The following is a 12276-nucleotide window of genomic DNA, read 5'->3' as shown; positions in this document are numbered from 1 at the left end:
CCCCCCCCCCCGCCGCCACCGTTGAAGGCGGGGTAATCCTGCATCTTTGAGGAAAAAAGCACAATCGGGACATGATGGCGCGGCGGCGAGGCGCGTGGCGAGATCAGTCGACCAACAGCCGGGAGCGGGTCTGCGCATACTCGACGAGCAGATCGAGCATCGCCGACTGCGCCGGATCATGCAGGTTGACGTTGAGCGTGAGCGGCGCCGACGCCTGACCATTGAGCCCGAGAGTCGCTGCGATGTCGGCAGCGCCCCAACGCAGCGACGTCCAGTCCGGCGTCGCGGAGACCGCCGGCGACGTGCCGAGGTTGGGCGAGGTCGCCGTCGACAGCCATGTCACTCCGCCGTCGACCGTCAGCCAGATCTGCTTGGCCACCGGGTCGAAGGCGGCGATGAGATAGACCGCTTGGCCGTTCACGAAGCTCGCCGCAGTCTGCGCCTGAGCCGACCTTCCCGCCCCGTCGCCGATGGTGAGCCTGATGCGGTTGTCGGTCGTGACCTGAATGGAGAAGACCCACGTCCCGCCAGACGACGACATCAGGAAGTTCTGCGTGCTCCCGGCGTCGCGGAGCATCAGGATGCCGACCGAGAAGGCGCCGCCGGGGGGGAGGCCGTCTGCGACGGCGAGCCATTCGGTCGTGCCGAACTGGACCAGGGGCCAGCCATTGACCGTGTCGACTCCGACAACCGGGCGGTTGGCCGCCGTCGCCTGAACGGCCGGATGGCCGTTGTCCGACCGATCGGCGATCTGGCTGATCTTGCCGTCGACCAGCGTCATCGCCGACGCGTCGGCCTCGGGCCACGCCACCACCTTGGCGTTCTGCCCGATGCTCACCGTGTAGTCAGGGTCGGTGAAGCCTTCGAAGCTTCCGACACCGTCGATCTCGATTGCAACGTTCGTCATGGGCGAGGTCCTTTAATTGGAGAGCATTTTCCAGCACTGCGACCAGTGCGGCCGCACGCCGCCAGGGACGATCGCCGTGGGGATTTCGGCGCTGTCGCGGAGGTTGATCCATGTGCCGGAGCGGTCGATGGCGCCGGCCCCCAGCGTGTAGCCGGCCGTCACCATCACAGGACCGCCGGGATCGCTCGACAGCGTGCAGACTAGGTCGAGGCCGTCGATGTCCCAGCCGGCGCCGGAGATCGTCAGGCGGCTCGCGAGGTCAGCCGTGTAGGGGTGGATGCCGAAGTCATCGGCGGCCGGGAACCATGTCGTGTCGAACACCAGCGGTGCTACGATCTGGTTGGGCCAGAACGAGACCCGAAGCTCCGCGCCGACGCGCGTCACGCTCTGCGGCTTAATTCCCTTCCAGACGTCGCCTGCGGGGAGCGCCGGGTCATCGGCCGCGACGCGCGCCAGATCGACGGCGAGCTTGATCTCGGCGTTCCACTCGCCCTCCAGCGCGTAGCCCTTGCTGTAGTTGTGGACCCGGTCCTCCCCGGAGTCCGCCGGCATGCCAAAATCATCCTTGAACCAATAAGGACAGATCCCAAGCACGACGCCTGGGTTCGCCTCGGCGACCTCGTATTGCGCCATGGCGATCTGGTTTCGCGCCAGCCCCGCGTTCTGCGCCGGCGTTTCGGTCTGCGAGAGGATGAAATAAGGAGGAACAGCCTGACCCAAGATCGACATGATCTGCGTCGAGCGCTCCGCGATGTGAGCCTCGATCAGCGAGCGGATCGTCGCCTGAGCTGTCGAACGATTGTTCATGCCGAGCTTCAGGAAGACGTACGGTGCGACGACGGTGCGGTTGCGCTCGGCGGCAAGCCGCTTCGCAGCCAGCGTCGCGATCGTGCCGTTCTCAAACAACCTTGGGCCGGAAGGACCAATGTCCTGAATTGTCGCGCCGCCGCAGCCGTTGGAGTAGGACAGCGTCGTCGCCTTCATGCGCCCCGCCTCGACGTCCCGCGCGCGGCGCCAGGCGAGTGCGCCCGTGAGCTGCGTCGTGACGACAGCCGGGATGTTGGGATTGAGGCTGTCGTGCAGCGGTTCGAGCGATATGAACTCGGAGGGCGGCCGCTCCACGTCGCCGTTGGGCGAGGCGCCGACGTTGAACATCAAACCGAGGAGCTCATCGATCGCGTCAGGGTAGACCGCGGCTTGGCCATCGGCGCTGCCCGAGCCGCCGACGCTGCGGGAGTCCCCTTCCGACATCAGAAACTCGACCGGCCCGCCGGGCTCCGCAGCCGATCCGACACCGGCGAACAGACCCGTCGCGATCAGGTCCTGCGCGAGTTGCGGGCGCGAGGTCTCCGCGATCCGCAGCCGTGTGTGCCCGGTCAGCTTTTCGACGCCGATATAGGACTGCGCCGGCAGCCCGCGGCGCTTGCGACGCCCGACGATCGTCTCAACCGGCGCGTCGGAGCGCGTTCCTACCCGCATACCGACGACTTCGAGAACGCTGTCCCATCCGACGCGCACGACGTAGGAACCGTCCGACTGTCGCAGTCCGAAACGTGTCCCGCTGTCGCTGTCGCCGAGCGTGATCCGCGATGCGCGGGCGGAGACATCGGCGAACCCCTCATTGGCCAGAAGGTTGAGGGCGTCGACGCTCAAATCTGAGAGCTTGCCGAAGACCTGACCCGTATTGCGGTTGAGGGCAAAGACGATCTTTCTGGTCGCGGCGTCACGGATGGTGAACGCCCAGGGGCTCTCGCTTTGTTCGACCACGAGGCGACCCGCGCGAACCCACAGCGCGTCATCCGCCGTCTCTCTCTCCGAGATTTCTTCCGCGAGTCCCTCCCCGAGCGCCGTCACGGCCGTCAACCGCGCATCTTCCTCCGCGTCGAGAGCCGCCTGCAGGCCCGTGACCGTCGAGATCGGCTGAGAGCCGGTGTGGTTCGCCCGGTTCTTGAGGTTCGCGTCAGTGTCGTTCGCCGTCGCGCCAGCCGCGACGCCGTCGAGCTTCGTCTTGTCGGCGCCGGACATGAGGCCCGCCGCGAGCGTGGTGGCGGCGTCCGTCGAAGCCGCACCGATCGCAGCTCGGGCCGCCGCCTCGCTGCCCGCCATGAGCACGCTGCGGCCGAGCGCCGTCGCGTCGTCGATGTCGGTGGCGGAATGACTGTGAACGATCGGGGCTTTGGTCGCCTCCGGGGCGCCCCGGATCTCGGTCAGCTCCGCGACATGGGTCTGATGCGTCGTGCCGTTGAGCACGAGACCGGCCCTGACGAAGGCCGTCCCGCTGGCGACCGCGAACGCGACCTCATCCTGGCCGAGCGTCGGGAATGCGACGCCGTCGAGCCCGAGATAGACCCGCACGCGCTTCGGCGCGTCAGCCGAGACAGGGTTGTAGGCCGCGACCAGCACCGGCCCGCCGCCGAGCGGCGCGAGGTCGCCGTCGAGGCGCTGAAGCCTGACCTCGACCGGCTCCGATCCGGACGGATTTACCACGCGGTCGAACGTCACGTCGAAGGAGTAAATCTGGCCCGGCGCCAAAGCCTGCGGTCGCCCTTGGACCAGATCAATCTTGCCGCCTGCAGCCTCAAGGCCGCGCAGGAGCAGGACATCCCCGAGCCCCTTCGGGCTGCGGACGACGATGCCACGCGCGATCGGCTCTGGGTTCACGCCGCTCCAGTCGGCCGTGTAGCTCCAGCGGCCCTCACCGCCCGGCCGCCCGGGCTCCTTGAGCCCCCAGACGTCGGTCCGAAGCGCCAGCGCTTCATCGGCCTTGGCGTCAATGACGCCGAAGTCGCCTTCCTCTTCAGCCTGCAGTGTGCCTTTGGGGAAGACGTAGCCCCGGCCTCCGGGGAACTTCACATCCTCGACGGCCGTCAGGATATAGACGCCAGGCTTGATCTCGCCCGCCTGAATGGACGTCAGGTCATGCCGGCGCATCTGCCGCCAGTCGTCGTCGGCCTCGACGCCGATGCGCGGGTTGCCGTAAGTGTTGGTGACGCCGTCTGGAACCCTAAGAATGATACTCGTGCCAGGCTGCGCCGTGCGATCGTCGTCGAGCGGAAACGTGATCTTGATGCGATCGCGGCTCGATGTGTCAGTCACGCCAGGGACGTAGGTATCGATCCCGACCCACTCGACAGCGACGGGCGCGCGGCTGCGAACAAGCCCGAGCGAAGCTTCGAGAGCGCTGTCGAATGGCGCGACGAACTCCCAGCCCTCGACGCCGACGGCGCCTGTCTTGCGCCAGTGACCCTCGTTCGGGCCCCCGGGCGGATTGGTCCTGATCTCCGCCGGCGTGTTCGGCGGCGGCGCGACGATCGCATTGAGCTCGGAGAGCAGCTTGACCAGAATGCCGCCGCCGACGGCGACCTCGTTGATGCGGTCCGCGAGCGGCCCCGAACCTGCGAGCTGCGCCGCCAGCACGTCTCGGGATACGCGGCCGAGCTGCCGCGCGCTTCCCACGTCCTGATGGCCGAGCAGATCGTCGGCTGCGGACAGACTCTGTAGATCGGTCGAGTGTACAGTGCCCATGCGGCGCTCCAGCAAAAAGCCCGCGCAGCGAGGCCGGCGGGCTAAACAGGTCGATCGATGCGATAAGGCTCAAGCGGTCAGGAGACTGTGCGGGTCAGGGAGACTGGGCTGTCGCAGAGCGCGCCCTCGCTGTTCGCCGAGGCGAACCAGTATTTGTAGGTTCCTGGCGCGAGCCCGACATCGTTGAAGTCGCGAACGTCGCCGGGCAGGCAGCGGACGTTGAGGATCTGAGCCGCGGCCGCGAAGCTCTGCGCCGTGGTTCCGCGCTTGAAGATCAGCCGCCAGGTCACATCGTCATTGGCGGCACGCGCCGAGAGCTCGACCGTGGTCCCGACAATCGTGGCCGAGACATCCTGCGGCTCGATCGGAGCGTCCTCCGCCTCGATCTCGAACGCCTCGAACACCGGCTCGCCGACGACGTCGTCCTCGTCGGTCAGCACGATCGCGGCCTTGTAGGAGCCCGCCGCCGGCACGTCGAACTCGGTCGGCGACCACGTCAGATAGCCTTCGTGCAGCGGCTCCATGTCGGCGAGCGAGGTCGCGGTGGACGGCCCGAGGAAAATCACCGCGCGGTCGGTCCGCGCCGGCGCGACCCAGGAGAAGCGGAGCCGCTGGCTTTCGGTCCGGTGCTGGACATTGAAGCTCGACGCCACGGGGCCGACCGGATCGGCCTGACCGACGACATGCTCGACGAGCTCGCCCCATGTGAGGCTCTCGACCTCGAGCCGGGTCCGCGCCAGCGGCTGAAGCTCGATCGGATCCCCCTTGGCGTAGACGCCCTCGATCGCCAGCGCGTTCGTGGTGAAGTCGCGCCAGTCGGTCTCGGCCCAGATCGAAGACCCCTGCGGCCGGTGCCGCACCTTGAACTGCGTCGCCTTCGGCAGGCCGACGCCCTGGTCCGCGAACACCACCACGCGCCGTGGAAACACCGGCATCGGCTCGTCGTCGTCATAGACGCTGTCGCTCGACAGGACCCGCTTGATGACGGGCGGCGGCGGCGGCCGCGTATCGTCGGGCAGGATCGAGCCAATGCGTGACGACCAGGGCGGGACCTCGAGATCGTCGAGGATATCGAAGATGTGGTTCGCCTGGTCGACCAGCGTCAGCCGGCCCTCGAAGTCCTGGTTCGGCTCGATCCCCTGCACGACGAGCAGCAGGTCCTCCATGGAGGTCTCGCCGAACCAGGCGAGGTCGTCGATCTCCGGCAGATCGCCCGAGCCGGTCAGCAGCAGGGTCCGAGTCTCGCCCGGCATGGTCTGCACGGGGCGGACCAGCACGATCGTCTTGCCCGACTTGCCGTCCTCGTCGACCACGACGCGCCGGAACTTCACGCCGTAGAGCTTGCCCGCCTCCATGGTGATGGCTTCGGTCAGCGTGACCGCGTTCCCGTCGACGTAAGCGACCTTGCCGCTCTGCTGGGCGCCGTGGATCAGCCGGTGCGACAGCGCGCCGAGCTGCCCGTGCTCGAACATCCGGCTTTCCCAGTCGAGCATGACATTGTGCGTGTCGGGCCGGTGCAGAATGTCGAGGATGAGCTTGTAGCCCCAGACATAGGCTTGCGCCGGGTCGGTCACGCCGGGCGGTTCGATCTCCTCGAAATTGACCGGCTCGACGCCTTCCGGAAGGTCCGGCCTGACGACCTCGCGGATCGCGGTCTTGAAGTCGTTGGTCCTGTCCCGGAACTTGATCCGGAAGCCGTGCCATTCGCCCTCCCGGTAGTCGCGGCTGCCCTCATAGCCCCATGTGTTGTGCGGGGTCAGCGGATAGGCGGCGAGCGGGTCTTTCGCCCGGTCGATCGAGACGCTGTGGAGCCCCTGCTTGTCGGCGATCGGAACCGCCCGCCCGACCGCGCAGACGTCACGCTGCACGCTGTCGGCCGAGACCACCGCGTCGTAGACCTTCGAGAACGTCAGGTTGTTGGCGACGTTGTGCGCGTGCCAGTCCGCCAGCATGTCCTGGTCGAGCCGCTCCGGAGCGACCGCCTTCAGGTTCATCGGCATGGTCTTGAGCCAGCGATGGATGTCCGCCGGGTTGCCGGTCTCGCGCCGAGGCAGATAAGCCCCGGTCTCCTGATCCCAGGCGTCGATCAGCGAGGCGTATTCGGCGTTGAACTCGTCCAGCGTGCCCTTCAGTTGGTTGCTGGCCTTGATCCGGATCGCCGTCATGGCGAAGGGCGCGTCCTCCGGCTGGTTGATCGGGTATTCCGGCAGAATCGACTGCAGGGCGACAATCTCGACCACGGAGTTCGAGTCCGCATCGTCGTCCGAGCTTGTGCGAAGGAACTCGATCTCATAGGCGCCCCGCGCCCCCGGAACCGACTGCTCATATTCGGAGAAGAACGGGGTCGTCTCCTGCCGCTCGAGGTAGAAGTCGGGGAGCAGTATCCAATCCTCTTCGGGCTCCCCCGCGGGCATGATCGGCCGGATTTGCATCCGCACCCGGCAGTTCTGCCGCGACAGCTTCTTCTTCTTGCCCGCGCGGCGGTTGAGCCCTTGGGGGAAGCTGAAGATGACCTTGAAGCGCTCTGTGTCGGGCTCGGTCTCCAGCACCGTCGGCTCGGAGAGCGGCCCATCGTCCCCTTCGACAGCCGCCGCCTCGCGTTCGGTCAGACGGATCCCGTGGCCCTTCTGGATCACCGTCTCTTGGCACAGCGTGAAGGGCGAGTGGTCGGGCTCTCCGATCACCACACCGTTTTCGTCGAGCTCGCAGAAGCCGCGGCGCTCGATCTGGTAGAAGCGGCTGTCGAAGCGAGACAGCAGCCGGTCGCCGATCTTCTCGTTCCAGTAAGCCGAGGGCGAATAGCCGGAGATGAAGGCGCAGGTGAGATAGACGTCGTCGTTCTCGACGTCGATGTAGGGCGTGAAGAGCGGCTTCGGCGCATAGCGATGCCGAAGGCCCGTCGGCAGCGGGACGGGGCCGCCGATGTCGAGGACGTTCTTCCACCCCTCCAGCGTGTTGAAGGTCGACTGCTTGTCGCTGTCGCTGCGGAGCGGGACGAGCAGGTTGACGAGGAAGTTGCCGGCCATCGCGAGACCGGCGGCGAGCAGGCCGGTGCCGAGCGAGGTGGCAAAGAAGCCGCCGAGCAAACCACCCAGCGGCCCGGCGATGGCGAGCGCGGCGATCGAGACGACGATCGAGAGGATCTGGCGTAGCCCGCCGCCGGTCGGCGGGTCGGTGATGACGAGGAATGCGCCCGGCTTCAGCCTGATCCGGCCCCAGTCTTTCGGATCGAGGACGTCGCTCGTGTCGCGGCCATGCAGCACGACGCGCAGGCTGGCGCGCTCCGCCTCCGTCAGCCGCGGCGTGCGGGCCGCCACGGCCTCGGCGACCGTGCAGCCCGCCTTGATATCGACGCCTTCGGTCCGCTTGCCGTCGATCATGGCGCGCTTCAGCACCCGCACGTCTGCGCGCGGCGCCTTCAGCCCACCGTCAAGCCGCATAACGGTCCGCCAGCAGCTCGTGACGCTGGAAGCCGATCAGCAGCTTGGACCACAGCCCCTTGTCGTAAGGCTCGGGCGTGACGACGCCGGCGGTGCGGCTCGCATGCAGCATCAGGCCGGGCCGGATCACCAGGCCGACATGGGTCGCGGTCATGCTCTGCTCGCGGATCTCGTAGAACCAGGCGACGTCGAATTCGCGCTCGGCGCCGCGCTCGACCTCGACCCAGGGCCCCACACCGAACGCGCCGCGGAACAGCGCCTCTGCGGCGGCGCGCTCCATGGACGACGGCCGCCCACGATGCGTCTCGACCTCGATCGATTGGACCTCGCGGAACGCCAGCCAGACGAGCCCGCGGCAGCAGAGACCGTCACGCGTGAATCCGTCCTCGGCGAACGGGACGCCGCGATAGTCGAGAGCCCAGGCTGTCATCAGAGGCGTGGCGAACCGGACGGCGTGCCGAAGGCCTTCTGCAATTCGCGTGACGTCGCTGAGCCCTGACGACGGAGCGCGTCGCCGACCTTCTCATCGAGGATGACGTCGATCGACCGGCCGCCGTCACCTTCGCGCTTCACGACCCTTGTTCCTGCCGGCGCGCCATAGACGTTGACCGTCACCTCGTCGGGTTCGAACGGGTCGCCCGCGAAGAACCACCCGGCGGCGCCGATCGCGATAGCCGCCACCGCATCGTTCCAGATCAGATGCGGCACGATCGTCTGCGCGAGCGCGATCGCCACGGCGCCGAGCGCCATGCCCAAGTAGAACAGCTTCATGATGGTCAGCCCATGTTCCGGAGCGCGGGGCTCACATTGACCGTAAGCCGGTGGCGTACGAGCGGGATGTTCTCGAGCGTCGGGTAGCCGATCTTCAGCGAGGCGACGTCGTCATCCCATGTGGCCTCGACGACCTCGAGACCGGGCCACGACTCGACGACCTCGTCTGGCCGCGTAGTGAAGATTGTTTCGAGGTCGAGCGCGGCGCGGTTGATCGACGATCGCACCGCCGCCACGACCGCCGGATCGACATTGTCGGTCTCGATGGCGGCGGCCGGCAGCGCGTTCATGTTCACGCCCGGCAGCGAGACCCGCATCGGCAGGTAATCGTAGGTCTGACCGCGCGAGACGAGCCCATAGCGCAGCGGGTCGACGCTCAGCCGGACCGCGGCGTCGGTGCAAAGCAGGATCGGGTCGCCGACCACGGGCGTGATCGTCAGCAGCCCGACCTTCACGGCGGCCGAGTGCTGCGAGGTCATCTCCCGCGCGGCGTAGAGCGGCAGCTTCTTCGGCATGTCAGGGCAGGATCGTCAGGAAGAAAGGCACGCGGAAGAACACCCCGGAGGGCTGCGCCTGCTCGGGCGGCGAGCCGGGCGTGAACCTCACCAGCCAGACGGCCGAGATCGCGAGCGCACTGTCGTCGTCGACCATCAGCGCCGACCCGTCCGGGGCCGCGAGTTCGACCCCGTCATAGACCTGGTCGCGGATCAGGAAGGGCAGATTGCCGTTGCGGGTCTCCTCGAAGAAGAACCGGTCGAAGCGCGCGAGGCCGCCGCGGTCGACGCGGATCATGCACTGGACGGGCTGCTCGCCCATGGAGGCGAGCGCGCGCGTCTTGTGGACGCCGGACGCCATGCGGCTCGCATGCACGAGGTCCGGGTAGCCCCGCCTGAAGCCCTCCTCCCGCATCTTCTGCGGCAGCTCCGCGGGCCAGAGCGGAAGCGTCATCAGCCGAACTTCCTGACGACGGGCCGCGCGCCGAAACTGCTCCTCAGCCCCTGGCTGGTGGCCGAACCCGGACGCTTGACGGCGTCCGCCGTCATCTCGTCGACCATGACGCGCAGAGACCGACCGCCGCGGCCGTCATCCTGCCGCTCCGTCGTCACCCTCGACCCGTTGTTGTTGTGGATCTCGACCTTCAGATCGCCGCCGGCCGGAGCCTGAGCTGGCTGGCGGACGAGGTCCGACGCCATGATCCGCAATCCCTGCTCCGCCTGGCGCTCCTGCGCGATCCGCACCGGGATCGACCGTCCGTCGGCGAGCGGCACATAGGCCTCGGGGGTCGCGCCCTCGCCGAACTCGGAATACATCCGCGCATAGGCGACGCCGCCGGCGCCGTAGCGGCCGACCGTCATCGACCCTTCGGGACCCATCACGCCGCCCTCGGCGAAGCTGAACAGCGACAGCAGCCAGGAGAACAGCCCGCCACCCTGCGCGCCGCCGGCCGGGACGCCGGCCGCCGGCGCGGCGACCTGGGGGACCGACGCCGCACGGAACGCCGAGCCGAGCGTCTGGGCGAAGCCCGAGACGCCTCCCGCAGCCTCGCCCGAACTCGAGCCGAGCGTCGTGATCTTGTCGCTCGCCGCGGTCGCGGTCGCGGCGAGCCGGTCGTTCGCCGCCAGCAGCCGGGAGGCCGCGACCTTGTCGTCCTCCATCTGGAAGTTGACCTTGTCCGCGACCGTGCCCCAGGCCCCGCCGGCCGCGGCGTCGGAGCGGTTGTAGAGTCCCGGCCGGCCGGCGTTGACGGTCGAATACTGGTCCATCAGGCCCATGCCGGGTCGCCAGCCGCGATCCTCGAGATAGTCCCCATAGGCGCGGACCTGCTCGCCGACCGGCATGCCGCGATAGATCCCGTGCCTCGCCCGGACGTCGGGCGAGGCCTGGAACAGGCCGCGATGCTCGCCCCAGCGCGTCGTCGGACCCTTCTTCCACGGGTCGAAGGTGCCGGCGGTCTCGTAGGAGAAGATCGTCGCCGCGTCCTCCGCTGGCACGCCGCGCGTCGCCTCGAGGTGGCGGATCGCGCCCGCGAGGTCGGCGCGGTAGCTCGGATCGGCGGGCGAGGTCGCGGCGAATTGCGACCAGCTTTCCGCCACGCGCGCCGGCGACGTCGAGGCGGCGGACGCAGGAGCCGGCGTCGCTGGCGTCAGGTTCGGCAGCGGCGCGCGGACGATCGCGCCCGGTCCCGCAAGCGCGACCGCGCCGGCCGGCGTCGCTGGCGTGGGCGTGGGCGCGACCGCTCCCGGGGCCGGCGGGAAGAGCTTATCGCCGAGCTGCATGAAGGCGTCGGCGAGCGGCTTCGCGACGAGGCGAGCATAGATCATCCGTTGGATCATCTCGGCGATCGAGAGGCCCATGGATTTCAGCGTCGCCCCGACCTTGCCGCCCGTGTCGTCGAGCTTCATCAGGTCGTCGGTCAGGCGGTTGACGATGTCGGTCGCGCCCTCGTCATAGAGGCCGCGCAGGTCGCCGCCCTGCTGAGAGAGCCGGGAGAGGCCCGAATAGGCGGAGGCGCGCGCCTGCGTCGCCGCGTTCGACTTCTCGACCTCGTCGCGATATTTCGCGAGCGCGGCGGTCGCCATTTCCTGGCTGATCGCGCCATTGGCGACCAGCTCGTTCAGCTCCTTCTGCTTGAGCGCGACGAGGCCGGAGACGTCGCCAAGCTCGGCGCGCACCTGCGCCGCCTCGCGCTCGACCCGTTCGGCCTCGCGCAGCGCCCGGGCGGCGTCCGTGTCGGCCGAAACCGCCTTCAACTGCTCGGAACGATATTTCTCCAGCGCGGCGGTCGCCTGTTCGGTCGTCAGCGCGCCGCGCTCGACCAGGGCGTCGAGCTCGCGCTTCTTGATCGCCACGAGGCCGGAGACGTCGCCAAGCTCGGCGCGCACCTGCGCCGCCTCGCGCTCGACCCGTTCGGCCTCGCGCCGGCGCGCCTCGCGGGCGGCGTCGGCGCGCTTCGTCTCGGCGTCGGTCGGTTCGGGACGCGCGCGGGGAACCGGGACGCCGGCGGGGGCCGTGTCTCCGTCGCTCGGGACGGCCGGCGGAGCCGGGGGCTCGCGGTTCATGCCGAGGCCGCGATTGCGCTCCCGCTGCGCCTCCTGCTCCCGTTCGAGCTGCGCCTGAAGGACTTCGACCCGTTTGCGGAGGTCGGCCGCGACGGCGGCGTTGCCGGTGCGCTCCGCCTCCGCGAGTTGGCTCCGCAGCGTCTGTAACGCCTGCGTCGTCTGCGTGACGGCGTCGCCGACGATCGGCTGCGGCGCGGCCGCCATCTGCGCCAACAGGTGAGGCCCGAGAGACAGCGCCTTGTAGGCTTCGGCGAGATGGCTCGCGAAGGTCGCAGCCCATCCCGCCAGATCGCTCATCAGCGGCACGAGGTCGGACGCCGCGACCAGCAGCTGCGTCTTGATGATCGCGGCCGAGACGTCGAGCTTGTCGCCGAGCTCCTCGGTCCGCCGCAGCACGTCCTCGGGCACCAGCAGGCCGAGATCCTTGGCCTGACGCACCATCTTCTCGACGTCGCCGCCCGCCTCCGCGAAGGCCCGTCCCATCGCGACCCCGCTCCGGCCGAAGGCCGCCACCGCGATCGCGGCCCGCTCCTCGGCGGTCGCGGCCTCGGCCAGCGCCTTGGCGAGGATGCGG

General features: G+C 68.6%; 7 protein-coding genes and 1 pseudogene. All 8 read right to left on the bottom strand.

Features of this window, described 5'->3' with window-relative positions; translation table 11 throughout:
- Nucleotides 1–103: 103 nt before the first annotated feature.
- Nucleotides 104–907, bottom strand: a complete 804-nt coding sequence (locus EK403_RS15085) for a hypothetical protein (RefSeq protein WP_128778297.1) — start codon at nt 905–907, stop codon at nt 104–106.
- Nucleotides 908–919: 12 nt separating this feature from the next.
- Nucleotides 920–4432, bottom strand: coding sequence for a hypothetical protein (locus tag EK403_RS15080; protein WP_128778296.1), 3513 nt, complete (start codon nt 4430–4432; stop codon nt 920–922).
- 77 nt (nt 4433–4509) lie between these two features.
- Nucleotides 4510–7872, bottom strand: a complete 3363-nt coding sequence (locus EK403_RS15075) for a phage tail protein (RefSeq protein ID WP_128778295.1) — start codon at nt 7870–7872, stop codon at nt 4510–4512.
- Entirely contained in the window at nt 7862–8302 is a 441-nt protein-coding gene (locus EK403_RS15070; protein WP_128778294.1) for an NlpC/P60 family protein, read from the bottom strand. Before EK403_RS15070 ends, EK403_RS15075 begins: the two co-directional genes overlap by 11 nt.
- Nucleotides 8302–8643: a hypothetical protein gene (locus EK403_RS15065; protein WP_128778293.1), complete on the bottom strand. Its 342-nt coding sequence runs from the start codon at nt 8641–8643 to the stop codon at nt 8302–8304. Before EK403_RS15065 ends, EK403_RS15070 begins: the two co-directional genes overlap by 1 nt.
- A 5-nt stretch (nt 8644–8648) precedes the next feature.
- A complete protein-coding gene (locus EK403_RS15060; RefSeq protein ID WP_128778292.1) occupies nt 8649–9158 on the bottom strand; it encodes a hypothetical protein in 510 nt (169 codons plus the stop codon).
- 1 nt (nt 9159) lies between these two features.
- Nucleotides 9160–9591, bottom strand: coding sequence for a hypothetical protein (locus EK403_RS15055; RefSeq protein WP_128778291.1), 432 nt, complete (start codon nt 9589–9591; stop codon nt 9160–9162).
- Nucleotides 9591–12276 (bottom strand): annotated as a pseudogene (locus EK403_RS15050) (hypothetical protein); the annotation flags it as partial. The pseudogene EK403_RS15050 and the gene EK403_RS15055, both read right to left, overlap by 1 nt.

This window comes from Hansschlegelia zhihuaiae, assembly GCF_004103825.1.
In the GTDB taxonomy this organism is placed as follows: Bacteria; Pseudomonadota; Alphaproteobacteria; order Rhizobiales; family Methylopilaceae; genus Methylopila; species Methylopila zhihuaiae.
The sequence above is the reverse complement of the archived record's forward strand: the minus strand, read 5'-3'. Positions and strand labels throughout refer to the sequence as shown.

Coding starts and splice junctions, on each gene's coding strand:
- EK403_RS15080 (WP_128778296.1), bottom strand. CDS start 4,432: ATGGGCACTGTACACTCGACCGATCTACAGAGTCTGTCCGCAGCCGAC.
- EK403_RS15055 (WP_128778291.1), bottom strand. CDS start 9,591: ATGACGCTTCCGCTCTGGCCCGCGGAGCTGCCGCAGAAGATGCGGGAG.
- EK403_RS15085 (WP_128778297.1), bottom strand. CDS start 907: ATGACGAACGTTGCAATCGAGATCGACGGTGTCGGAAGCTTCGAAGGC.
- EK403_RS15075 (WP_128778295.1), bottom strand. CDS start 7,872: ATGCGGCTTGACGGTGGGCTGAAGGCGCCGCGCGCAGACGTGCGGGTG.
- EK403_RS15065 (WP_128778293.1), bottom strand. CDS start 8,643: ATGAAGCTGTTCTACTTGGGCATGGCGCTCGGCGCCGTGGCGATCGCG.
- EK403_RS15070 (WP_128778294.1), bottom strand. CDS start 8,302: ATGACAGCCTGGGCTCTCGACTATCGCGGCGTCCCGTTCGCCGAGGAC.
- EK403_RS15060 (WP_128778292.1), bottom strand. CDS start 9,158: ATGCCGAAGAAGCTGCCGCTCTACGCCGCGCGGGAGATGACCTCGCAG.